The sequence below is a fragment of the Kitasatospora sp. NPDC097605 genome (genome assembly GCF_040302725.1).
In the GTDB taxonomy this organism is placed as follows: domain Bacteria; phylum Actinomycetota; class Actinomycetes; order Streptomycetales; family Streptomycetaceae; genus Kitasatospora.
On sequence record NZ_JBEOSF010000019.1, the window covers coordinates 115,869 to 138,332 of the forward strand.

Genomic DNA, 22,464 nt, shown 5'->3' on the forward strand with positions numbered 1-22,464 from the left:
CGGCGGCCGTCCCGCTACCGCGATCCGGACGGCGCCGGGGCGGCGGGGGCGGTCGGGGCCGCCGGCGCGGGCGGCCCGGGCGGTGCGGGTGGCGCGGTCGGGGCCGGGGCGCCTGTGGAGCCGGTCATCAGCTGCCGGAACCGGGCGCTGGAGCGCGGGTTGCGGTCGCACTGCCAGAAGCCGTGCGGACAGTAGTCGGTGACGGTCTGGTACGCGGTGTCGTGGGTGCGGATCCACTCCACCATCCGCTGCACGAACTCCGGGTTGTCCCCGTTGCGGAACAGCCCCCACTCCGGGTACGAGACCTGCTTGCCGCGCTTGGCCGCGAACTCGACCTGGTCCTGCAGCCCGTACGGCTCGCGCACGTAGTCGTCGAAGGTGCCGCCGGCGGGCTGGTCGTAGTTGTCCATGCCGATGATGTCGACCACGTCGTCGCCCGGGTAGCACTTGGTCCACGGGATCGCGTCCAGCCCCCGGTTGGGCGCGAAGTCGAAGCGGAAGCGCTGCCCGGGCACGGAGCGCATCACCGTGACGATCCGCCGCCAGTAGGTCTTCCAGGCGGCCGGGTCGGGCTTGCAGCGGTGGGTGTAGGTGACGCCGTTCATCTCCCAGCCGAGGGTGAGCACGGTGTCCGCGCCGCCGAGGGCGACCAGCCGGCGGGCCAGCTTCAAGAAGTGCCGGTCGAAGTCGCCGCGGGCGCCCTGGGCGAGCAGCTGGGCCACCTCGCCGTCCGGCACGTTCGCCTCGTTCGGCACCAGCATCGGCACGCCGAGCACCAGCATCCGGGACGGGTCGGCCTGCCGCCACTGCGACCACATGGCGAGCACCATCGGCTCGCCCTCGATGTCTGCCCAGCCGTTGCCCGCCAGATAGGTGTGCCCGACCTGGAGGTTGGCGTCGCCCAGCCACTGCGCGTACCGGCCGATCTGCGGGATGTAGGTGTCCCAGGAGCCGACGAAGGCCCCGAACGGCGGCTCGTGCGACGGACGCTGGACGCTCGGGCGGGGGGCCGCGCCGTGCGGGGCGATCGCGTCGGAGGAGAGGGCGTGCCGCTCGGTCTGGCCCAGCGGCGTCCCGGCGGGGACGCTGGCGGTGGTGAGCAGCAGCAGGGTGGCGGCGGCCAGCGCCAGGCGGCCGAATCGCATGGTGTCTCCTCGGGCGGCGCCCCCGGACGGTGCCACGGGCTGGGCGGAGCAGGGCTGGGCGGAGCGGGAGGGACACGCAGCGTGGCGGCCCACTCGCCGACAGTAGGGCCGACCGCGCGGGGAAATGCCGAATGTCACCCGAAAGTGGGCGATATTAGAACGCCGTCCGGCGTGTGCCGTGTATCACCTCGGTAACAGTCCTGACGGGCCTGGGAGCCCTACCGCGGCGCCCGGTCCCGGGGCCCTCCGGGCCGGTGCGGGCCCCGACGGCGCAGGTCGCCGGGCGGGCGCGGAGCGGGCGCCGGGAACCGGCGGACGGGGCTCGGCCGTTCGGCCGTACGGGAAAGCCCGGCTGACTCGCGCGGGCGGCGAAAGGTACGCTCCGCCCGTGTCCTGGAAGTCGCGTGCCCTCAGCCCCCGATCGATCCTCCCTGCCCTGGCGGTGCTGCTGGTCCTTGTGGCGGGCGCCGCCGCGCACGCCAACAAGCCGGTCCCGTTCGGCGACCGGGTGGCCGCGAAGGGCGCCGTGGACGCGAGCGCGGACCCCACGGCCTCCCTGGACGCGGCCGACCTGGACCTGCGGGTGGGCCCGGGCCTGGAGGCGTACCACCGGGCCACCGGCGAGCACGCCTGGTCCTACCAGCGCGAGGGCGCCACCGCGCTCCACCTGGAGATGGCCGGGGAGAGCGCCGTGGTGGTCTGGGACGACGGCCTGGTCACCTCGGTGCGGCCCGGCGACCAGCAGGTGCGCTGGCACCGCGCGGTGCCCGGCCTGGCCGACTGGCTGCGCGGCGCGGGGGAGCCCGGCGCCGACAAGCGCACCGAGGAGCAGCGCAAGCAGCTGGCCACCGAGCGGGCCGCCGCCTCGCTGTACACCGTCCGGGAGTCCGCGCCCTGGGTGGCGGTGGTCACACCGGAGCTGACGATGGGTTTCCGGGACGCCGACGGCGACCTGCGCTACAACTCCAAGCCGGCCGGCAACTGCGTCTACGACCCGGAGCGCACGGTCGCCACCGACTACGCGGTGCTGGTGCCGCGCAGTTGCGCCAACAGCAGCGGGCAGCAGGTCTCCGGGGGGATCTCCGGCTACCGGCTGGACAGCACCGGCTGGCAGCTCAACGCCGGCCCGGGGGTGTCGATGAAGGCGCTGGACGGGCGACGGGTGCTGATCTCGGACGGGCCGATCGTCGCGCCCAAGGTCTTCGACACCTGGGCGGCGGCGCCGGAGGCGGCCTGCGGCAGCGCGGCCGAGCCGTTCGCCGCGGTGCGCCCGGCCGGCTGCGCCGGCGACGGCACGCGCGAGCAGTAGGGCGTGGGCGGTACCCCGGTCGGGTAATTCAGCGGTGTCGCTCGCGCGGGCCGGTAGACTTGCCGCCATGGCTGATTTCTCCGGGGTGTGACGGGCGAGCGGCGCCGCCCCACGCGGTCCGCAGAGCCCCCGTCGACGACCCCTTTCCCGTCCACGGGCCCGGACCGCGTCCGGTCGCCCGCCCACGTCCCAGGAGTAGTACCCAGCCATGATTTCCGCCAACGGCCTCGAACTGCGCGCCGGCGCCCGGATCCTGATCGAGTCCGCGAGCTTCAAGGTCGCCCCCGGTGACCGGATCGGCCTGGTCGGGCGCAACGGCGCCGGGAAGACCACGCTCACCAAGGTGCTGGCCGGCGAGGGCATCCCGGCCGCCGGCACGGTGACCCGTTCCGGCGAGGTCGGCTACCTGCCGCAGGACCCGCGCACCGGTGACCTCGACGTGCTCGCCAAGGACCGCATCCTCTCCGCCCGCGGCCTGGACAGCGTGCTGCGCAAGATGCGCGAGAACGAGGAGCGGATGGCGAACGGCAAGGGCGCCACCCGCGACAACGCGATGAAGAAGTACGCCCGCCTGGAGACCGAGTTCCTCACCAAGGGCGGCTACGCAGCCGAGGCCGAGGCCGCCACCATCGCCGCCGCGCTGGGCCTGCCGGACCGCATCCTCAACCAGCAGCTGCACACCCTGTCCGGTGGTCAGCGCCGCCGCGTCGAGCTGGCCCGGATCCTGTTCTCCGACTCCGACGTGCTGCTGCTCGACGAGCCGACCAACCACCTCGACGCCGACTCGATCGCCTGGCTGCGGGACTTCCTGAAGACCTACAAGGGCGGCTTCATCGTCATCTCGCACGACGTCGACCTGGTCGAGACGGTCGTCAACAAGGTCTTCTACCTGGACGCCAACCGCTCCGCCATCGACGTCTACAACATGGGCTGGAAGCAGTACCAGCAGCAGCGCGAGGACGACGAGAAGCGCCGCAAGCGCGAGCGGGCCAACGCCGAGAAGAAGGCCGCCACGCTGAACGCGCAGGCGGACAAGATGCGCGCCAAGGCGACCAAGACGGTGGCCGCGCAGAACATGGCCCGCCGGGCGGAGAAGCTGCTGGCCGGCCTGGAGACGGTGCGGGCCAACGACAAGGTCGCCAAGCTGCGCTTCCCGGACCCGGCCCCGTGCGGCAAGACCCCGCTGACCGCCAGTGACCTGTCCAAGTCCTACGGCTCGCTGGAGATCTTCGCCGGCGTCGACCTGGCGATCGACCGCGGCTCGCGGGTCGTGGTGCTGGGCCTCAACGGCGCGGGCAAGACCACCCTGCTGCGGATGCTGGCCGGGGTGGAGCAGCCGGACACCGGCGAGGTGATCCCGGGCCACGGCCTGAAGATCGGCTACTACGCCCAGGAGCACGAGACCCTGGACGCGGAGCGCACGGTCCTGGAGAACATGCGCTCGGCGGCGCCGGACATGGACCTGGTCCAGGTCCGCAAGATCCTCGGCTCCTTCCTGTTCTCCGGGGACGACGTCGACAAGCCGGCCGGGGTGCTCTCCGGCGGCGAGAAGACCCGGCTCGCGCTGGCCACCCTGGTGGTCTCCAGCGCCAATGTGCTGCTGCTCGACGAGCCGACCAACAACCTGGACCCGGCCAGCCGCGAGGAGATCCTCGGCGCGCTGCACGAGTTCTCCGGCGCGGTCGTGCTGGTCACCCACGACGAGGGCGCGGTCGACGCGCTCCAGCCGGAGCGGATCATCCTGCTGCCTGACGGCGTCGAGGACCTCTGGAGCCCGGCCTACGCCGACCTGGTCACGCTGGCCTGATCCCTTGGCGTCAGGGCCCGGTCGTCCGTACGGGCGACCGGGCCTTCGCCGTGCCGCCCGGCCGGGCGTAGACGTGGCCTCCGTTCTTTGGGCCATAAAAACTAGTCCTTTCGGCGTGTCCGGGAATGAAGGGGTCCCGCATTCCGTTTGAGGAGCTTCCGTCGGCCCACCACCCGATCGTGCCCGGGTCCACGCTGCTGATCAGCCCTTTCGCATCGAACGGCGGTACGCCCCCGGGGGCGTGCACTCAGCGTGAGCGCCCTTGTGCGCTCGGATCACCACCGCAGGACCGTCCGTTGCGGACATGGACCTTGTCGAATGGGTGGCCAGGACGCGGTGGATGGGTGATCATGGGAATCTGACCGAGCAACGCTACGAGGAGGCACGGGTGGCCGAGACTCTGAAAAAGGGCAGCCGGGTGACCGGTGCCGCGCGTGAGAAGCTCGCGGCCGATCTCAAGAGGAAGTACGACTCCGGGGCGAGCATTCGCGCCCTCGCGGAGGAGACCGGTCGCTCGTACGGCTTCGTGCACCGCATGCTGAGCGAGTCCGGGGTGATTCTCCGGGGCCGCGGCGGTGCCACGCGGGGCAAGAACAAAGCTCCTGCCGGAGCTGGTTCCTGACGCTCCGTCAATTCACCGGACGGATGACTCGGCGGCAGGGCGCCGACCGGGGAGACGACCGTTGATCGTCCGCCCCCGGCCAGAGCGAACCGGCCGCCGATCGTCATGTCGCGACCGCGCGCGGGGCCGGTCCGCCCTTCGCCGCGAGGCGCCCGCCGGCTGGCCCCTGCCGTCGCGCCGCCAGTTTTGTTACTCTCCGGTAGCCAAGCACCCTCGCCACCGGAGGTCCCCGCATGACCGCTCCCGCCACCGATCCGCAGACCCCGCACCGGGAGCAGGACGGCGTCCGCCTGGAGATCGACGGTGAACTCGCCGTCGTCACCCTCTGTCAGCCCAAGCGGCGCAACGCCCAGTCGCCCGCCCTGTGGCGCGCCCTCACCGCCATCGGCCGCGAGCTGCCCGGGACCGTCCGGGTGGTGCTGCTCCGCGCCGAGGGCGTCTCCTTCTCCGCCGGCCTGGACCGCGCGATGTTCACCGCCGAGGGCATCCCCGGCGAGCCCGGCTTCCTCCAGCTGGCGGCCTCCGGCGACAAGGAGCTCGACGAGACCATCGCCGGCTACCAGGAGGCCTTCACCTGGTGGCGCCGCCCCGATGTGGTCACCGTCGCCGCCGTCCAGGGCCACGCCGTCGGCGCCGGCTTCCAGCTGGCCCTCGGCTGTGACCTGCGGGTGGTCGCCGAGGACGTCCAGTTCTCCATGAAGGAGACCTCGCTCGGCCTGGTCCCCGACCTCGCCGGCACCAAGCCGCTGACCGAACTCGTCGGCTACGCCCGGGCCCTGGAGATCTGCGCCACCGGCCGCTGGGTCGGCGCGGCGGAGGCCACCGCGATCGGCCTGGCCAACCTCGCCGTCCCGGCCGCCGAGCTGGACGCCGCCGCCCGCGACCTCGCCGCCGCCCTGCTGGCCGCCCCGCGCAACGCGGTCATCGAGACCAAGGCCCTGCTCCAGGGCGCCGCCGGCCGCTCCTACGACGAGCAGCGTTCGGCCGAACGGGCGGCGCAGGCCCGCCGGCTGCGCGACCTCGCCGGCATCGGCGACTGATCGGGCGCATCCGCGCCGGGAGGCCCGGCCCCGTGGGACCCACCCGCGGGGCCGGGCCTCCCCGCGTTCGGGCCTTCCGGCTGCTCCGGGGGCGGGATTCGTGGCGAAATGCCAGAGTTGGAGCGATTTGCGATATAGCTGGAGCCGCACGACGGGAGATGAGCCATGCCTGACACTCCGACGCCCGCCACCCTGTACAAGAACGCCCCGCACGGCGGCGTCCCGCCCACCGCCGCCTCGCCGGCGAGCTCGGAGGCCGCCAAGGCGGTCGGCGAGCGCGGCCGCACCGCGCTGGCCGTCGGCGTGGTCGAGAAGATCGCCGGAATGGCCGCGCGCGAGGTCGGCGGCATCCACGCCCTCGGCTCCGGCCTCGCCCGCACCTTCGGCGCGATGCGCGACCGGGTCCCCGGCGGGCGCGGCAGCGTCGGGCGGGGCATCAAGGCCGAGGTGGGGGAGAAGCAGACCGCCATCGACATCGCGCTGGTCGTCGAGTACGGCGTCGTCATCCCCGAACTCGCCCGCCAGGTGCGGGAGAACATCATCGACGCGGTCGAGCGGATGACCGGGTTGGAAGTCGTCGAGGTCAACATCGCCGTCAACGACGTCCACCTGCCCGACGAGCCCGACGTCGAGGAGGAGGAAGAGGAAGTTCCCTCCTCCGGGCAGCGGCCCAAGCTGAAGTAGTCCGTAGCGGTACCTGGCGGAAGACGAGGTGGAACGGATGAACCTGGCCATCGTCGGCCTGGTGGTGGGAATGGCCCTCGGCTTCGCCGGATACTTCGGCGGCTTCGCGGCGTTCCTGCTGGTGGCGGTGCTCGGGGCGGCCGGATTCGTGGTCGGCCGCCTGCTGGAGGGCGACATCGAGCCCGGCGAGCTCGGCGACCTGCTGCGCGGCCGCGACCGGCGCCGCTGATGGCGGCCCTCGTCCCGGCCCCCGCCCACCGGGAGCCCGGCGGCCGGGGCCGGCTGCGGATAGCCGACCGCGTCTACGCCCGGATCGCCGCCCGCGCCGCCCGCGAGGCGCTCGCCGACGCCTGGCAGGGCCGCACCGCGCGGGGCGGCCCGCCGAAGGTGTCGGTCACCGGCCCGGCGAGCCCGGGCGCCCCGATCACCGTCCGCGTCTCCGTGGACCTCCCCTTCCCCGCCGACCTCACCGCCCTCGCCCGCGCCGTCCGCGACCGCGTCACCACCGACACCCGCACCCTGACCGGCACCCGGGTGAGCGCGGTCGTCGTGGTGATCGAGCACCTGATCCCGGAGCCCCCCGGATGAACTCCCCGACCGAGACGACGCGCGTGCGTCTCGCGCGCCCGGTGGGTGCCGGTCGAGCGGTCGGTCCCGGAAGCCCCCCGGTGGGCGTGGGGATGGAGGCGGCGGGCGCCGGCCTCGCGCGCCGGGGTGGGGGAGGGCGCCCGGTGGGTGCCGGTGGTGGTCGAGCGGTCGGCCTCGGAGGTCACCCGGCGGGCGTGCGGGCCGAGGCGGCGGGCGCCGGCCTGGCGCGTCGTGGTGGGCACCCGGTGGGTGGCGGTGGTGGTCGAGCGGCCGGTTCCGGAGGCCGGCCGGTGGGCGTCCGGGTGGCGGCGGGCGCGGGGGGTGGCCGGTGAGGGCACGGGCGGAGGTGGTGGGTGTGGGTGGGGAGAGCGCGGTGAAGGTGCGGCGGCCGCGGGCGCCGCGCACGGTGGCGGCGGCCGTGGTGGCCGCCGTGCTGCTGGTGGTGGCCGGGGCGCTGCTGTACGACGTGGTCGCCGTGCGGACCGGACATCAGGCCCGGCGGTGGCGCGCGGAGCTGGCCGACGAGCTGGCCACCCGGCACCTGGACGACACGGCCGTGCTCCTCGGCGCCGGCGCGGGGGTGCTGCTCGGCGGCTGGTTGCTCTGGCTCGCCCTCGCGCCCGGTCTGCGCCGCTGGCTGCCGCTGCGCCCGCACGGGGAGACCTCCGCCGCCATCGACCGCTCCGGGGTGGCCGCCCTGCTGGCCGACCGGGCCGCCGGGCTGCCGGGCGTCGAGCACCTGCGGGTGCGGATCAACCGGCGCCGGGTGCGGATCGCGCTCGCCGGCCCGGCCGACCCGGCCTCGGTCCAGCGCCGGCTGCGCGAGGAGCTGGCGGCGGTCACGCTGGCCCGGCCCCTGCGGCTGGACGTGCGGACGGCGGGCCGCCGCAGGCGCGCCAAGCCGGCCGAGGACAGCACGGAGGACAGCACGGAGGACACCGTGGAGGAGAGCGTCAAGGACGCCCGGTCCGCGGCGGACGGCGGTGCCGGGTGAGCCGGGGAACGGTCAACCGGCTGCTGCTGGGCGTGGTCGGGGCGGTGCTGCTGGCGGCCGGGGTACTGGTGCTGGCCGGCGGGCTCGACCTGTACGGGCGGCTCGGCGTCGACCCGCCGTCCTGGTGGCCGCTCACCTCGCCCGACCAGCCGGTGGTGAGCGCGGACTCCCGCACCCGGTGGACGGGCGAGGCGTGGTGGTGGCCGGTGGTGATCGGCGGGCTGACCGTGGTGGTCGCGGGCACCGCCTGGTGGTTGGTGGCCCAGCTGCGCCGCAGCGGCCCGACCAGCGTCGTGCTGCCGACGCCCGGCGCGCCGGGTCTGCGGTTGCGGCTGCGGACCAGGGCGCTGGAGGAGGCGGTGGAGAGCGGTGCGGTCGTGCTGCCGGAGGTCGAGCGGGCGGGCGTCCGGCTGGTGCGCGGGCCGCGGCACCCGCGGCTGCGGGCGGCCGTCCGGATGACCCCGGGCGGTGATCCGGCGGCGCTTGCCGAGCACTTCGAGGCCGGCCCGCGCACCGGGGTGCTGACCAGCCTGGGGCTGCCGGAGCTGCCCGCCGACCTGCGGATCCGGGTGGTCGCGGCGCAGCCGGAGGTCACCGGGCGGCGCCACCGCCACCGCGGCAAGCGGCCGCGGGTGGTGTGACGCCGCCCGGTGGCGCTCAGAGTCCGCGCAGCGCGCCGCCGTCGACCGGGACCATGACCCCGGTGAGGTAGGAGGCGGCGGGGGAGAGCAGGAAGGCGGCGACCTTGCCGAACTCCTCGGGGGTGCCGTAGCGGCCGAGCGGGATGTCGGCGCTGTGCCGGGCGCGGGCGGCCTCGGCGTCGCCGCCGAGGGCGTCGAGCTCGCGCACCCGGTCGGTGTCGATCCGGGCCGGCAGCAGGCCGATCACCCGGATGCCGCGCGGGCCGAGTTCGTCGGCGAGCGACTTGGCGGCCATCGCCAGGCCCGGGCGCAGGCCGTTGGAGATGCCGAGGCCGGCGATCGGCTGGCGGACGGAGCCGGAGAGCACGAAGCCGATCACGCCGCCCTCGCCGAGCGTGCCGGCGGCGGTGCGGGCGATCCGCAGGGCGCCGAGGAAGACCGACTCGAAGGCGTTCCGCCAGGCCTCCTCGGGGGCGGTGGCGACCGGGCCGGCCTGCGGTCCGCCGACGCTGATCAGGACGCCGTCGAGCCGGCCGAACCGCTCGACGGCCGCCGCGACGATCCGCTCGGCGGTCGCCGGGTCGGCGTTGTCGGCCACCAGCCCGTGCACCGCGTCCGGCTCCTCGCCGAGGGTGGCGAGCTGGGCGACGGCCCCGTCGACGGCCTCCCGGCTCCGGCCGGTGACCAGCACCCGGGCGCCGTCGGCGGCGAGCTCACGGGCGGTGGCCAGGCCCAGGCCCCGGGTCGCGCCGGTGACCACGTACACCTTGTTCTGCAGTCCAAGATCCATGGATCCATCCTGCCGGGTCGGCCCGGACGCCGGGCGGCCGGCCCCGACGGCGCCGGCCGGGTGGTCCGTGGCCGAATCATCACGATCCTTGGCCGAAAGTTGACGGCGATGCAAAAGTTAGGGAAACCTACCCTTGCTTTTCGCGCCACCCTCCCCTCGATCACGGAGCCGTCATGCCCCAGTACCACCCGACCGTCCCGGCCCCGGGGGGAGCCGCGGACGCGCCGGACGACGCCCGGCGCAGACTGCGCGTCGTCGGTGCGGTCGCCGTCGTCTGCCTGCTCTGGGGGAGCAGCGCCTGGACCGCCGGGCATCTGCACACCGGCCCGACGCTGCACACGGTCGCGCTCTTCGGCCATCTGGCCACCCTGGTGGTCGGCTTCGGCGCGGTGCTGGCGATCGACTACTACGGGCTGCTCTGGCTGCTCGGCCGCCGGCCGCTGCGCGAGGTGGTGGACTTCACCGCCCCGCTGCACGTGCCGGTCTGGGGCGGACTGCTCGGGCTGACCCTCACCGGCGCGCTGCTGGAACCGCACCTGGACGCCGGGCTGACGCAGCTCAAGCTGTTCCTGGTGCTGATGATCGCCCTGAACGGCGTGTACGCCGGCACCCTGCACCGCCGGCTCACGGCGTACGGGGAGGAGCGCCCGCCGGCCGGGCTGCTCGCCCGGGGCGCGGCCTCCGCGCTGGTCTCGCAGGCCGGCTGGTGGGGCGCGGTGCTGATCGGCTTCCACAACAGCCGGCCCTGACCACCCGCCCGTTCCGGTGGCTGGCGTTGACGCCCGCGTCAAGGTCTACCGTCGTTCCCGGCGGCGTTCGAACAGCGGCCGGAAGGGCAGGGTGCGGACATGCGGATCGGTGAACTGGCGAAGCGGGCGGGGACCACCACCCGGGCACTGCGGTACTACGAGCAGCTCGGGCTGTTGCCGGCCCGGCGGGCCGGCAACGGCTACCGCGCGTACGGCGAGGAGGACCTGCGGCTGCTGCGGCAGATCCGCACGCTGCAGGACTTCGGCTTCGGTCTGGAGGACACCAGGCCGTTCGTCGAGTGTCTGCAGGCCGGTCACCCGCACGGCGACTCCTGCCCGGCCTCGCTGGAGGTCTACCGGAAGAAGCTGTCCGAGCTGGACGAGTGCATCGCCCGGCTCCAGGAGGTCCGTTCCCGGGTGTCGGAGCAGTACGCCCGGGCCGAGCGGGAGCGCGACGCGCTCGCCGCGGGGGCCGCCGCGGAGCCGCCGCAGTGCGAATGGGCCGCACCGGCGGCCCTCGACCGGGACGAGTGGGAGAAGAGGTAGACCATGGTGCAGATCACAGGGGTGCCGGCGGTGACGGACGAGACCTTCGCCGCCGAGGTGCTGGAGGCCGAGGGGCCGGTGCTGGTGGACTTCACCGCCGACTGGTGCCCGCCGTGCCGCCAGATGGTGCCGGTGCTGGCGGAGATCGCCCGGGAGGAGGCGCACCGGCTGACCGTGGTCAGCCTGGACGTCGACCACAACCCGCAGACCCAGGCGGCGTACGGGGTGCTGTCGATGCCGACGCTGATGCTGTTCCGCGGCGGCGAGCCGGTGAAGTCGGTGGTCGGCGCCCGGGCCAAGGTCCGGCTGCTGCGCGAGCTGGAGGACGTGCTCTGAGCGGACCGGCCGTCGCCGGAGGGGCTCAGGCGGGGACGGCGACCGCCGGGCCCTCGGCCTCGGCGGCCTCCTTGCGCCGGTCCTTGGCCTCGCGCCGCGCCATCACCACGAACCCGACCGGGATCATCGCGGTGAACAGCCACCACTGGATCGCGTACGCCATGTGCGGGCCGATGTCGGAGTGGTTGGGCTCGGGCAGCAGCTCGGGCTGCTCGGCGGGGGCCGGCTCGGTGGCGGTGAGCTCCAGGTAGCCGCCGAGCAGGGCGGCGCCGCTCTCCTTGGTCTGCTGGGCGGTGCTGATCAGGTTGAACTGCCGGTCCGGCAGGCCGGCCCGGTCCTTGAGGCTGCCGGTGGCGGTCTCGTCGGGGCGCAGCCGGCCGGTCAGGGCGACCTGGCCGGCCGGTGCGGCCGGAACGGCCGGGTACTCGGTGGCGGAGGTGCCGGAGGGCACCCAGCCGCGGTTGACCAGGATGCTTCCCCGGCCGTCGGCCAGCACCAGCGGGGTGACCACGAAGTAGCCGATCTTGTCCCCGCTGGAGTCGGTCCGCTTGCGGACCACGAACTCGTGCGCCGGGTCGTACTGTCCGGTGGCCGTCACCGAGCGCCAGGCGAGGTCCTTGGGCACCGCGAACCCGGGCGTCGCCGACAGGGTGTCGAACGGCACCGGCTCGGCGGTGAGGGCCTGGGCGATCAGCTCGTTGCGGTCCACCCGCGCCTCGTGGCGGTGCAGCTGCCAGAACCCCAGCCGGATGGTCGTGGGGATCAGCAACAGGGCGATCAGCAGAGCGATCAGCCAGCGCCGGGAGAGCAGAAAACGGTACACATGGGCACGGTACGCCCTGCTCACAACCGGCTCACGCACCGGGGTGCGGGGCGACTTCGCGCAGCAGCTGGAGGAAGGCGTCCTCGCCGACCACCGGGGTGCCGACCTCGCGGGCCTTGCGGGCCTTGCCGCTCCAGCTGTCGGGCTCGTTGGTGACCAGCAGGCTGGTCAGCCGGCTCACCGAGGTGGCGATGTGCAGACCGGCCTCGACGGCGCGGTCCTCCAGCAGCTCGCGGTCGGTGGCGGTGTCGCCGGTGAACGCCACCCGCATGCCCTGGACCAGCGGCTTGCCGTCCTCCCAGCGCCCGGGGTTCGGGTACGGGCACGGCGGGCGCTTCTTGGCCTGCCGGTACGCGGCGCCGGTCCAGGAGGCGCGGGCGGGGGAGGCGGGCGCGTCCTCGCCGAGGTCGGTGACGGCCACACAGGTCTGCAGCGGCAGCGGGACGCCCCCCGAGCGGGCCAGCGCCAGGCTGGGGCGGAACGCCTCGGCGAGCACCCGGGCGTCGTCCAGCGCGTTGTGCGCCTGGCGCTGGTGGACGCCGAAGTACGCGGCCAGCGAGGACAGCTTGCCGTTGGGCAGCGGCAGCCGCAGGTCGCGGGCCAGCACCATGGTGCAGAGCCGCTGCTCGACCGGGGCGTGCAGGCCGGCCCGGGAGAACTCGCGGGAGATCATGTTCCAGTCGAAGAGCGCGTTGTGGGCGACCAGCACCCGGCCGCGCAGCCGCTCGGCGAACTCGTCGGCGATCTGCGGGAAGGTGGGCGCGCCGGCCAGCAGGTCGTTGGTGAGGCCGTGGATCCAGACCGGGCCGGGATCGCGCTCCGGGTTGACCAGGGTGTACCAGTGGTCGACGACCTCGCCGTCCCCGTCCAGCCGGTAGACGCCCGCCGAGATGACGCGGTCCGTGCGGCCGAGGCCGGTGGTCTCGACGTCGACCACCGCGAAGCCGCCGTCGGGGGCGGCGGAGCGCTGGGCCGGGACCGCGGCGGTCCGCGGTGCTGCGCCGGGGGTCTCGGGCTGGATCGCGTACATGGTCCAACAGAATAAGGCCCGCCGCCGACCGCGGACGGCGGTTCGCAGGTGACCGGGGTCGCCCGGAGGGTCGGCCGGGACGGCCCGGAATAGAGTGGACGGTGCAGTCGTCGTACACCTGGTCGATTGTTTTCCGGTCGCCCGCGACACCCCTGCGGGCACCTCTGCGAAGGACGAACCCTCATGCGCGCCACGGTCATCCACGGTCCCAACGACATCCGGATCGAGGAGGTGCCGGACGCGGCGGTCCAGCAGGCGACCGACGCGGTGGTGCGGGTGGTGAACGCCTGCATCTGCGGCAGCGACCTGTGGGCGTACCGCGGCGTCGCCTCGCGGGTGTCCGGGCAGCGGATCGGGCACGAGTTCCTCGGCGTGGTGGAGGAGACCGGCTCCGAGGTGCGCGGCTTCCGGCCGGGCGACCTGGTGGTGGCGCCGTTCGTCTGGTCGGACGGCACGTGTGATTTCTGTCGCGAGGGCCTGCAGACCTCCTGCCCGCACGGCGGCTTCTGGGGGCAGGTCGGCTCGGACGGCGGGCAGGGCGAGGCGGTGCGCGTCCCGTTCGCGGACGGCACCCTGGTGAAGCTGCCCAAGGAGGCGCAGGGCGACGAGAAGCTGCTGCCGGGTCTGCTGGCGCTCTCCGACGTGATGGCGACCGGGCACCACGCGGCGGTCTCGGCGCGGGTGCGGCCGGGTGCGACGGTGGCGGTGGTCGGTGACGGCGCGGTGGGCCTGTGCGGGGTGCTGGCCGCGCACCGGCTGGGTGCCGGGCGGATCATCGCGCTCGGCCGGCACACCGCCCGTACCGACCTGGCCCGCCGCTTCGGCGCGACCGACGTGGTCGCCGAGCGCGGCGAGGCGGCGATCGAGGCCGTCCGGGAGCTGACCGGCGGCCAGGGCGCGCACTCCGTGCTGGAGGCGGTCGGCACCGAGGAGTCGATGCGCACGGCCGTGTCGATCGCCCGGGACGGCGGCGCCGTCGGCTACGTGGGCGTGCCGCACGGCGGCAGCGCGGGCGTCGACATCGGTCAGATGTTCGGCCGGAACGTCTCGCTGGGCGGCGGCGTCGCGCCGGCCCGCGCCTACATCCCCGAGCTGCTGCCGGACGTGCTGTCCGGCGCCATCGAGCCGGGCCTGGTCTTCGACCGCACGGTGGACCTCGACGGCGTCCCGGACGGCTACCGGGCGATGGACGACCGTTCGGCCCTGAAGGTGCGGATCGCTTTCTGACGTAGCGCTGTTGACGCACCGCCGTGACGTACGGCCAGGGGTGGTCCGGTTCGCCGGGCCACCCCTCGCTTGTGCCCGAACAGGTGGTTTTCGGTCACTCGGTTGCGGCGAACGAGTGAAGGTTTGGCTGATCACGGTCAAACCCTTTCGGGTGAAGCGGGCCGCTCCTAGCATGGCGCGGCGCGCATCGGGGTTGTGACTTCGCTCACGTCCGATCGTTTCCACTGATGCGACCGCTACGCCGAAGGAGTGAGGAGTCAGAGTGGAATCGCCGCCGATCACCACCACCCCCAGCGAAACCCAACTCATCGAGGAGAGTGCGGAGTTCCGCAACCTCCGGCGCTCGTTCCGGAACTTCGCGTTCCCGGTCACCATCGGTTTCGTGCTCTGGTACCTGCTCTACGTGCTGCTCTCCGGCTACGCGCCCGCCCTGATGGGCACCAGGGTCGTCGGGCACATCAACGTCGCCCTCGCCCTCGGGCTGATGCAGTTCGTCACCACCTTCGCCATCGCGGCCTGGTACGCGCGCTACGCCGACCGGAGGATCGACCCCCGGGCGTCCGCGATCCGCGAGGCGCGCGGTGCGGTCGTCCACGCCCCCCGGGAGGCCGCCGAATGAACCTGATCGCCAGCTCCGCCACCGACCACCGCGGTCTCACGATGACCCTGTTCGGGCTCTTCGTGCTCGCCACCCTCGGCATCACCGTCTGGGCCGGCCGGCAGACCAAGGACGCCGCCGACTTCTACGCCGGCGGGCGCGCCTTCTCCGGCTTCCAGAACGGCCTCGCCATCTCCGGCGACTACATGTCCGCCGCGTCCTTCCTCGGCATCGCCGGCGCCATCGCGCTCTTCGGCTACGACGGCTTCCTCTACTCCATCGGCTTCCTGGTGGCCTGGCTGGTCGCGCTGCTGCTGGTCGCCGAACCGCTGCGCAACTCCGGCCGCTACACCATGGCCGACGTCCTGGCCTTCCGGATGCGCCAGCGCCCGGTGCGCACCGCCGCCGGCATCTCCACCATCGTGGTGTCGATCTTCTACCTGCTCGCCCAGATGGTCGGCGCCGGCAGCCTGGTCGCCCTGCTCCTCGGGGTCAGCGGCGACGCCGCCAAGCGGTGGACCATCGTCGCGGTCGGCGCCCTGATGGTCCTCTACGTCGCCATAGGGGGGATGAAGGGCACCACCTGGGTGCAGATCGTCAAGGCGGTGCTGCTGATCGCCGGCACCGCGCTGATGACCGTCCTGGTGCTGGCCAAGTACCACTTCAACCTCTCCGCGCTGCTCGGCGCCGCCGCCGACGCCAGCGGCAAGGCCAACGCCTTCCTCGAACCGGGCCTGAAGTACGGCGTCACCGGCACCAGCAAACTCGACTTCCTCAGCCTCGGCCTCGCCCTGGTGCTCGGCACCGCCGGCCTGCCGCACATCCTGGTCCGCTTCTACACCGTGCCCACCGCCAAGGCCGCGCGGAAGTCGGTGCTCTGGGCGATCGGCATCATCGGCGGCTTCTACCTGATGACCCTCGCGCTCGGCTTCGGCGCCGCGGCCCTGGTCGGCCCCAAGGCGATCAAGGCCGCCAACGCGGCCGGCAACACCGCCGCCCCGCAGCTCGCCGAGCAACTCGGCGGCGGCGCGGGCACCACCGGCGGGGCGGTGCTGCTGGCGGTGATCTCCGCAGTCGCCTTCGCCACCATCCTCGCCGTGGTCGCCGGGCTCACCCTCGCCTCCTCGGCCTCCTTCGCCCACGACCTCTACGCCAACGTCATCCGGCGCGGCAGGGTCTCCGAGCGCGAGGAGGTGCGCGTCGCCAAGTGGGCCGCCGCCGGGATCGGCGCGGTGGCGATCGTGCTCAGCCTGTTCGCCGACAAGCTCAACGCCGCCGCGCTGGTCGCCCTGGCCTTCGCGGTGGCCGCCTCGGCCAACCTGCCCACCCTGCTGTACTCGCTGTTCTGGAAGCGGTTCAACACCACCGGCGCGGTCAGCTCCGTCTACGCCGGGCTGATCTGCTCGGTGGCGCTGGTGATCTTCTCCCCGGTCGTCTCGGGCGCGAAGAACTCGCTCTTCCCGCACTCCGACTTCCACTGGTTCCCGCTGGAGAACCCCGGACTGGTCTCCATCCCGGTCGGCTTCCTGGCCGGCTGGGCCGGCACCGTCCTCTCCCGCCGCCGGGCCGACCCGGCGAAGTACGCTGAACTCGAGGTCCGCTCACTCACCGGGCTGGGCGCCCACTGACCGGCGGACGATGACTAAGCTGGCCCGGCCCCGCCGTGACGGTGGCCGGGCCGGCCGCCTCCCGGCGGCACCTCACTCGGGAAGGGACCGCCGTGCTGCTCGACACCTTCGGCCGCCGCGCCGTCGACCTGCGGGTCTCCCTCACCGACCGGTGCAATCTGCGCTGCACCTACTGCATGCCCGAGGAGGGCCTGCAGTGGCTGGCCAAGCCCGAGCTCCTCACCGACGAGGAGATCGTCCGGCTGGTGACCGTCGCGGTGCGCGACCTCGGCGTCCAGGAGGTCCGCTTCACCGGCGGCGAGCCGCTGCTGCGCCCCGGGCTGGTCGGCATCGTCGAGGCCTGCGCCGCCCTCGACCCGCGCCCCGAGCTCTCGCTCACCACCAACGGCATCGGCCTCGCCCGCACCGCGGCGGCACTGCGCTCGGCCGGCCTGGACCGGGTCAACGTTTCGCTCGACACCCTCGACGAGGCCACCTTCCACACCCTCACCCGGCGCCGCCGCCACCACGACGTGCTGGCCGGCCTGGCCGCCGCCGAGGAGGCCAGGCTCACCCCGGTGAAGCTCAACGCGGTGCTGATGCGCGGCCTCAACGAGCACGAGGCACCCGCGCTGCTCGCCTGGTGCCTGGAGCGCGGCTACGAACTGCGGTTCATCGAGCAGATGCCGCTGGACGCCCAGCACGGCTGGGACCGCTCCGCGATGATCACCGCCGAGGAGATCCTGGAGCGGCTGTCCGCCCGGTTCACCCTCACCCCCGAGCCCTCCGCCGCCCGCGGCGCGGCCCCTGCCGAACGCTTCCTGGTGGACGGCGGCCCGGGCCGGGTCGGCGTGATCGCCTCGGTGACCCGCCCGTTCTGCCGCGCCTGCGACCGCACCCGGCTCACCGCCGACGGCCAGGTCCGCAACTGCCTGTTCGCCACCGGCGAGACCGACCTGCGCAGCGCGCTGCGCTCCGGCGCCGACGACGCCGAACTGGCCGCCCTGTGGCGCGCCGCGATGTGGGGCAAGAAGGCCGGCGCCGGCATCGACGACCCGGACTTCCACCAGCCGGCCCGGCCGATGTCGGCCATCGGGGGCTGAGGCTCAGCTCTCCCCGGGGGTCCCGCCGGCGAAGGGCAGGACCTCCTTGAGGAACCCGCGCACGCCGAGGAACTGGGACAGGTGCTCGCGGTGCTCCTCGCAGGCCAGCCAGGTCTTGCGCCGGTCGGGCGTGTGCAGCTTGGGGTTGTTCCACACCAGCACCCACACGGCGTCCGCCCGGCAGCCCTTGGCGGAGCAGATCGGGGTCTCCGGCTGGGGGGCGTCGGGCAGCAGCATCGTCGGTCGTCCTCGGAGCGGTCGGCGGGAAATCGTCACCGCCAGTCTCTCAGACCCCCACCCCACCACGCCCAGCCCGCCCAGCCCGCCCGAGCACGTGCGAGCGAGCCGAAGGGCCGCGCCGGTGCCGAAAGCGAGGAGCGACAAGCGACCGACGAAGGAGGGAGTGCCGGAGCGACGACCGTCGGCGCCGGGTAAGAGCGGCCCGGAGGCGAGCCGAGCCCCAGAAAATGCGGCGACGCCGGGCAGCCACGGGGGGAGCCGCCCGGCGTCGGTCCGTCGCTCCGACGGGGGATGCGGAGCGCGTACGCAGTATGTCACGGGGTGGGGTGGGTATGGGGAGGTCTTGCATGATTAATCTGAGCTTCTTTTGAGCTTTCCGGCTGGGCAAGGGGTGGATAGTGGCTCAAAACGGACGGTCAGCTCTGGCTCTGTGAAGAATCGGTGGGCACACGCCCCGCCCCATCGGCACCCTGCGTCACATCCGCACCGCGGGCGCCGGCGCCGCCGGGACCCAGCATCAGCGGCGTGTCCGGCGGCACGTCGAAGGTGGACGGCAGCCCCGGGGCCCGCTCCCGGCCCGCGTTGGCGAGCAGCACCGCGAAGTACGGCAGCAGCACCCCGCCCGCAAGGGCGGCGAAGGCCAGCCACCGCTGGACGTCCCACAGCACCACCGCGAGCAGCACGCAGACCGTCCGCAGCAGCATCGAGGCCACATAGCGGCGCTGCCGCCCGCGGACGTCCTCGCTGAGGCTGCTGCGCGCCCCCGTGATCCGGTAGACCTGCCCGCCGTCGGCGCTCTTGCCCATGTCCCAACCGCCCTCGTCCACGCGCCCGCGCGCCTCGCCGCGCGGCCTTCTCACGGTACGCCGGGAGGGCACCGGCGACGAGACCGGGTCCGTGGACGTGCCCCTAATGGCCCTGGGAGAGGTACTCCGGCGGGACCGCGTCGGTCAGCCAGACCCCGTTGTCGCTCACCCGGAACTCGTGACCCGCCGCCGCCATCGCGGCCGCGTCCACCAGGAGCACCACCGGCCGGCCGTGCCGGGCGCCCACCCGGGTCGCGGTCTCGGCGTCCGCCGACAGGTGGACGTCCCGGCGGGCCATCGGGAGCAGGCCCTCCTGGAGGATCGCCGCCAGGCTGCGGGTGGCCGTGCCGTGGAACAGCACCGGCGGGGGCTCGGTGGCGGTCAGACCGAGGTCGACCGCCACCGTGTGCCCCTGGCTGGCGCGGATCGAGAGGCCGTCCGGCGAGAAGGCGAAGCGGCGCTTGTTGTTGGTCGCCACCACGTGGTCCAGCTCGGCCCTGGTCAGCCGGGTGCCCCGGGCCGCCAGGGCGCCGAGCAGCACGTCCACCCGGACCCAGCCGGCCGCGTCCAGGGTGATCCCGACCCGGCCGGGCTCGTGCCGCAGGATGCGCGACAGCATCTTGCTGGTCTTCACCGTGCGCTTCTCGTCCACGCCTCTCGGTCCTTCCGTCGCGGCCGCCCGGCTACGAGGCCTGGCTGACCGAACTCATGTTGAATCCCGGCACCCGGACCGGCGGCATCGCCGTCCGGGTGAACCAGTCGCTCCACTCACGCGGCAGGCAGCGCTCGGTGCGGCCGACCTCGGTGATCCGGCCCAGCAGTTCCACCGGCGACTCGTTGAAGCGGAAGTTGTTCACCGCCCCGACCACCTCGCCGTTCTCCACCAGGTAGACGCCGTCGCGGGTGAGGCCGGTCAGCAGCAGGGTCGCGGGGTCCACCTCGCGGATGTACCAGAGGCAGGTGAGCAGCAGGCCGCGCTCGGTGCGGGCGATCATCTCCTCCAGGGTCGGCGCCGCCTCCTGGTCGGACGTCTCCAGAATCAGGTTGTCGATCGCCGGGCGCGGCGGCAGTCCGCCGAGGGCGGCCGCGTGCCGGTTGGTGACCAGGGCGGACAGCTCGCCGTCCCGGATCCAGTCGGTGGCGGTCAGCGGCAGGCCGTTGTCGAACACCGAGGACTCGTCCTCGCTGGCGTGCGCCAGCACGAACGGCGCGGACTCCAGGCCCGGCTCGTCCGGGTCGGAGCGCAGTGTCAGCGGCAGTCCGGCCAGCTTCTCGCCGATCCGGGTTCCCCCGCCGGGCCTGGAGAACACCGTCCGGCCCTCGAAGGCGTCCCGGCCGCCGGCCGACCAGGTCAGGTACACCATGAGGTCGGCGATCGCGGACGGCGGCAGCAGCGTCTCGTAGCGGCCGGCCGGCAGGTCGATCCGGCGCTTGCCCCAGCCGAGCCGGCGGGTCGCCTCGGCGTGCAGGGCGGTGACGTCCACGTCGGAGAAGTCCTGGGTGGCGGCGCCGGTCCAGGCCGAGCCGGACAGGTCGGCGGTCTTGGCGTTCAGCTCGACCATGCCGGTCGGCTGGTCGTGGCGCAGCCGCAGGCCGGTGGAGGTGCCCAGGTAGCTGGTGACCAGCTCGTGCCGGGCGAAGCCGTACAGCAGCTCGCCCTGCTCGGCGGCGCGGGCGAAGGCCCGGCCGAGGGCCGGTCCGAACTCCTCGAACACCGCGATGGAGGTCTCCGCGGGCGGCTGGGTGAAGTGCGGCGAGTTCGCCTGCTCGGCGAGGGTGACCAACGGCTGCGCGTCCTCGGCCGGACCGGCGGCGCGGGCGGCGTCCTCGGCGGCCCGGACCAGTTCCGCCACGTCGTCCGGCCCGACGGCCTCGCGGGAGACCACGCCGGAGGCGGTGCCCTCGGCGCCGGCGACCGTGGCGATCACGGTGAGCCGGCGGCCCCGGGTGACGCCGTTGGTGGTGAGCGCGTTCCCGGCCCAGCGCAGGTTGGCGGTGGACTCCTCGTCGGCGATCACCACGCAGCCGTCGGCGCGGGAGAGGCCGAGTGCCAGCTCGACGAGTTCGTGGGGCTGCATCGTCGCGGTCATCAGTGGCCCGCCTCCTGCTGGGTGTTGAGCACGTTGATGTCGCGGAACAGCGCGGAGGGGCAGCCGTGGCTGACCGCGGCGACCTGGCCGGGCTGGGCCTTGCCGCAGTTGAAGGCGCCGCCCAGCACATAGGTCTGCGGGCCGCCGACGGCCGCCATCGAGCCCCAGAAGTCGGTGGTGGTGGCCTGGTAGGCGAAGTCCTTGACCTGGCCCGCGAGTTCGCCGTTGCGGATGGCGTAGGCGCGCTGCCCGGTGAACTGGAAGTTGTAGCGCTGCATGTCGATCGACCACGAACGGTCGCCGACGATGTAGAGGCCGTTCTCGACGCCCGCGAACAGGCCCTCGGTGGACGGGCCGCCCTCGACCGGCTGGAGCGAGACATTGGCCATCCGCTGCACCGGGACGTGCGCGGGGGAGTCGGCGAAGGCGCAGCCGTTGGAGCGCTCGAAGCCCTTGAGCCTCGCCATCGCCCGGTCGAGCTGGTACCCGACCAGCACGCCGTCCTTGACGAGGTCCCAGGACTGCGCGGCCACCCCCTCGTCGTCGTAGCCGACGGTGGACAGGCCGTGCTCGGAGGTGCGGTCGCCGGTGACGTGCATCAGCTCGGAGCCGTACTTCAGCGAGCCGAGCTTGTCGAAGGTGGCGAACGAGGTGCCGGCGTAGGCGGCCTCGTAGCCGAGGGCGCGGTCCAGCTCGGTGGCGTGGCCGATCGACTCGTGGATGGTCAGCCAGAGGTTGGACGGGTCGATCACCAGGTCGTAGCGGCCCGCCTCGACGCTCGGCGCCTTCATCTTCTCGGCCAGCAGGACGGGCAGTTCGGCGAGCTCGGCGTTCCAGTCCCAGCCGGTGCCCGTCAGGTACTCCCAGCCCCGACCGGCCGGCGGGGCCAGGGTGCGCATCGAGTCGAAGGCGCCGGTGCGCCCGTCCACCGAAGTGGCCTCCAGCACCGGGTGCAGCCGGATCCGCTGCTGGGTGGTGACGGTGCCGGCGGTGTCCGCGTAGAACTTGTTCTCCTGGACGGTCAGCAGGGTCGCCTGGACGTGCGAGACGCCCTCGGCGGCCAGCAGCCGGCCGCTCCACTCGGCGAGCAGCGCCGTCTTCTCGGCGTCCGGCACCTCGAAGGGGTTCACCTCGTACGCGGAGACCCAGGTGGCGTCCCGGTGCACCGGCTCGCCGGCCAGCTCGACCCGCTCCGCCGACCCCGCCGCCCGGCTGATCCCGCCGGAGAGCCGGGCCACCTCGACGGCCTGCGCGGCCACCCGGGCGGCCGCCTCCGGGGTGAGGTCCACCCCGGCGGCGAAGCCCCAGGCGCCGTCCAGCAGCACCCGGACGGCGAAGCCGAGCTGGACGCTGTCGGAGGTGCCGGCCGGGCGGGCGTCGCGCAGCCGCCAGGAGGCGCTGCGCACCCGCTCCAGGCGGAAGTCGGCGTGCGCGGCGCCGAGTTCGCGGGCCCGGGTGAGGGCGGCGTCGGCGAGCGCGGGCAGCGGGTAGCCGAGGAAGAGCGGGTCGACGGCGCGCGGGGCGCCGGCACGGGACGGCGGTGTGCTGGTCGGGGGCAGCGGAGGCAATCGGGCTCCCTGGTCGGGCGGACGGCGGTCGGGCGCCCCCGTGGGGACAGGGGCACCCGAACCGCATCATTGCCCGTCAAACGGGTTTCGGCCAGCGCATTTCCGGTGCGGCGGTCGGCCG

General features: G+C 73.8%; 25 protein-coding genes. 16 read left to right on the top strand and 9 right to left on the bottom strand.

Annotated elements, in window-relative coordinates; all coding sequences use genetic code 11:
- Nucleotides 1–14: 14 nt before the first annotated feature.
- Complete coding sequence (locus ABTX81_RS22385) at nucleotides 15–1,145, bottom strand: glycoside hydrolase family 26 protein (protein WP_350548386.1); 1,131 nt, start codon at nucleotides 1,143–1,145, stop codon at nucleotides 15–17.
- 388 nt (nucleotides 1,146–1,533) lie between these two features.
- On the opposite strand from ABTX81_RS22385, the gene ABTX81_RS22390 reads away from it, so the two are divergent.
- From ABTX81_RS22390 to ABTX81_RS22430, 9 genes are all read left to right on the top strand, one after another.
- Nucleotides 1,534–2,454, top strand: coding sequence for a hypothetical protein (locus ABTX81_RS22390; RefSeq protein WP_350548388.1), 921 nt, complete (start codon nucleotides 1,534–1,536; stop codon nucleotides 2,452–2,454).
- A 208-nt stretch (nucleotides 2,455–2,662) separates the two neighbouring features.
- A complete protein-coding gene (gene abc-f, locus ABTX81_RS22395; RefSeq protein WP_350548390.1) occupies nucleotides 2,663–4,261 on the top strand; it encodes a ribosomal protection-like ABC-F family protein in 1,599 nt (532 codons plus the stop codon).
- A 388-nt stretch (nucleotides 4,262–4,649) separates the two neighbouring features.
- Complete coding sequence (locus ABTX81_RS22400) at nucleotides 4,650–4,883, top strand: helix-turn-helix domain-containing protein (protein ID WP_350548483.1); 234 nt, start codon at nucleotides 4,650–4,652, stop codon at nucleotides 4,881–4,883.
- A 233-nt stretch (nucleotides 4,884–5,116) separates the two neighbouring features.
- On the top strand, nucleotides 5,117–5,923 hold the full coding sequence (locus tag ABTX81_RS22405) for an enoyl-CoA hydratase/isomerase family protein (RefSeq protein WP_350548392.1): 807 nt from the start codon (nucleotides 5,117–5,119) through the stop codon (nucleotides 5,921–5,923).
- 165 nt (nucleotides 5,924–6,088) lie between these two features.
- Nucleotides 6,089–6,607, top strand: coding sequence for an Asp23/Gls24 family envelope stress response protein (locus ABTX81_RS22410; protein ID WP_350548394.1), 519 nt, complete (start codon nucleotides 6,089–6,091; stop codon nucleotides 6,605–6,607).
- Between the two features lie 37 nt (nucleotides 6,608–6,644).
- Nucleotides 6,645–6,836 (top strand): hypothetical protein, encoded by a 192-nt coding sequence (locus ABTX81_RS22415; protein ID WP_350548396.1) that lies wholly within the window; start codon nucleotides 6,645–6,647, stop codon nucleotides 6,834–6,836.
- Complete coding sequence (locus tag ABTX81_RS22420; protein WP_350548398.1) at nucleotides 6,836–7,195, top strand: hypothetical protein; 360 nt, start codon at nucleotides 6,836–6,838, stop codon at nucleotides 7,193–7,195. The genes ABTX81_RS22415 and ABTX81_RS22420 overlap by 1 nt, the downstream gene beginning before the upstream one ends.
- 355 nt (nucleotides 7,196–7,550) lie before the next feature.
- Nucleotides 7,551–8,189, top strand: a complete 639-nt coding sequence (locus tag ABTX81_RS22425; protein ID WP_350548400.1) for a DUF6286 domain-containing protein — start codon at nucleotides 7,551–7,553, stop codon at nucleotides 8,187–8,189.
- Entirely contained in the window at nucleotides 8,186–8,830 is a 645-nt protein-coding gene (locus tag ABTX81_RS22430; protein WP_350548402.1) for an Asp23/Gls24 family envelope stress response protein, read from the top strand. Before ABTX81_RS22425 ends, ABTX81_RS22430 begins: the two co-directional genes overlap by 4 nt.
- A 16-nt stretch (nucleotides 8,831–8,846) precedes the next feature.
- Here the strand turns inward: ABTX81_RS22430 and ABTX81_RS22435 are convergent, their stop codons facing one another.
- Nucleotides 8,847–9,620 (bottom strand): SDR family oxidoreductase, encoded by a 774-nt coding sequence (locus ABTX81_RS22435; RefSeq protein ID WP_350548404.1) that lies wholly within the window; start codon nucleotides 9,618–9,620, stop codon nucleotides 8,847–8,849.
- A 173-nt stretch (nucleotides 9,621–9,793) separates the two neighbouring features.
- Between ABTX81_RS22435 and ABTX81_RS22440 the strand changes: the two genes are divergently transcribed.
- From ABTX81_RS22440 to trxA, 3 genes are all read left to right on the top strand, one after another.
- Nucleotides 9,794–10,369 carry a hypothetical protein gene (locus ABTX81_RS22440; protein WP_350548406.1) on the top strand — a complete coding sequence of 192 codons (576 nt, stop codon included), beginning with the start codon at nucleotides 9,794–9,796 and terminating at the stop codon, nucleotides 10,367–10,369.
- Nucleotides 10,370–10,468: 99 nt separating this feature from the next.
- Complete coding sequence (locus ABTX81_RS22445) at nucleotides 10,469–10,915, top strand: MerR family transcriptional regulator (RefSeq protein ID WP_350548408.1); 447 nt, start codon at nucleotides 10,469–10,471, stop codon at nucleotides 10,913–10,915.
- Between the two features lie 3 nt (nucleotides 10,916–10,918).
- Nucleotides 10,919–11,251: a thioredoxin gene (gene trxA / locus ABTX81_RS22450; RefSeq protein ID WP_350548410.1), complete on the top strand. Its 333-nt coding sequence runs from the start codon at nucleotides 10,919–10,921 to the stop codon at nucleotides 11,249–11,251.
- 25 nt (nucleotides 11,252–11,276) lie between these two features.
- Here the strand turns inward: trxA and ABTX81_RS22455 are convergent, their stop codons facing one another.
- Both ABTX81_RS22455 and ABTX81_RS22460 read right to left on the bottom strand, forming a co-directional pair.
- Nucleotides 11,277–12,074 carry an SURF1 family cytochrome oxidase biogenesis protein gene (locus ABTX81_RS22455; RefSeq protein ID WP_350548412.1) on the bottom strand — a complete coding sequence of 266 codons (798 nt, stop codon included), beginning with the start codon at nucleotides 12,072–12,074 and terminating at the stop codon, nucleotides 11,277–11,279.
- Nucleotides 12,075–12,105: 31 nt separating this feature from the next.
- The gene (locus ABTX81_RS22460) at nucleotides 12,106–13,104 is read right to left on the bottom strand and encodes a DEDDh family exonuclease (RefSeq protein ID WP_350548413.1); all 999 of its coding nucleotides are present in this window, start codon (nucleotides 13,102–13,104) and stop codon (nucleotides 12,106–12,108) included.
- Nucleotides 13,105–13,287: 183 nt separating this feature from the next.
- On the opposite strand from ABTX81_RS22460, the gene ABTX81_RS22465 reads away from it, so the two are divergent.
- The 4 genes from ABTX81_RS22465 to moaA all read left to right on the top strand — a co-directional run bounded on the left by ABTX81_RS22465 (nucleotide 13,288) and on the right by moaA (nucleotide 17,639).
- Nucleotides 13,288–14,331, top strand: coding sequence for a zinc-dependent alcohol dehydrogenase family protein (locus tag ABTX81_RS22465; RefSeq protein WP_350548415.1), 1,044 nt, complete (start codon nucleotides 13,288–13,290; stop codon nucleotides 14,329–14,331).
- Nucleotides 14,332–14,593: 262 nt separating this feature from the next.
- Nucleotides 14,594–14,950: a DUF485 domain-containing protein gene (locus ABTX81_RS22470; RefSeq protein ID WP_350548417.1), complete on the top strand. Its 357-nt coding sequence runs from the start codon at nucleotides 14,594–14,596 to the stop codon at nucleotides 14,948–14,950.
- Nucleotides 14,947–16,557 (top strand): monocarboxylic acid transporter, encoded by a 1,611-nt coding sequence (locus ABTX81_RS22475; RefSeq protein ID WP_350548419.1) that lies wholly within the window; start codon nucleotides 14,947–14,949, stop codon nucleotides 16,555–16,557. The genes ABTX81_RS22470 and ABTX81_RS22475 overlap by 4 nt, the downstream gene beginning before the upstream one ends.
- A 92-nt stretch (nucleotides 16,558–16,649) precedes the next feature.
- Nucleotides 16,650–17,639 carry a GTP 3',8-cyclase MoaA gene (moaA, locus tag ABTX81_RS22480; protein ID WP_350548421.1) on the top strand — a complete coding sequence of 330 codons (990 nt, stop codon included), beginning with the start codon at nucleotides 16,650–16,652 and terminating at the stop codon, nucleotides 17,637–17,639.
- A 3-nt stretch (nucleotides 17,640–17,642) separates the two neighbouring features.
- Here the strand turns inward: moaA and ABTX81_RS22485 are convergent, their stop codons facing one another.
- The 5 genes from ABTX81_RS22485 to ABTX81_RS22505 all read right to left on the bottom strand — a co-directional run bounded on the left by ABTX81_RS22485 (nucleotide 17,643) and on the right by ABTX81_RS22505 (nucleotide 22,334).
- The gene (locus tag ABTX81_RS22485) at nucleotides 17,643–17,876 is read right to left on the bottom strand and encodes a hypothetical protein (protein WP_350548423.1); all 234 of its coding nucleotides are present in this window, start codon (nucleotides 17,874–17,876) and stop codon (nucleotides 17,643–17,645) included.
- 419 nt (nucleotides 17,877–18,295) lie between these two features.
- On the bottom strand, nucleotides 18,296–18,706 hold the full coding sequence (locus ABTX81_RS22490) for a DUF3099 domain-containing protein (protein ID WP_502892831.1): 411 nt from the start codon (nucleotides 18,704–18,706) through the stop codon (nucleotides 18,296–18,298).
- Nucleotides 18,707–18,788: 82 nt separating this feature from the next.
- The gene (locus ABTX81_RS22495; RefSeq protein ID WP_350548425.1) at nucleotides 18,789–19,337 is read right to left on the bottom strand and encodes an RNA 2'-phosphotransferase; all 549 of its coding nucleotides are present in this window, start codon (nucleotides 19,335–19,337) and stop codon (nucleotides 18,789–18,791) included.
- A gap of 31 nt (nucleotides 19,338–19,368) precedes the next feature.
- The gene (locus tag ABTX81_RS22500; protein ID WP_350548427.1) at nucleotides 19,369–20,775 is read right to left on the bottom strand and encodes a metallopeptidase TldD-related protein; all 1,407 of its coding nucleotides are present in this window, start codon (nucleotides 20,773–20,775) and stop codon (nucleotides 19,369–19,371) included.
- Nucleotides 20,775–22,334: a TldD/PmbA family protein gene (locus ABTX81_RS22505; RefSeq protein WP_350548487.1), complete on the bottom strand. Its 1,560-nt coding sequence runs from the start codon at nucleotides 22,332–22,334 to the stop codon at nucleotides 20,775–20,777. The genes ABTX81_RS22500 and ABTX81_RS22505 overlap by 1 nt, the downstream gene beginning before the upstream one ends.
- Nucleotides 22,335–22,464: the final 130 nt, after the last annotated feature.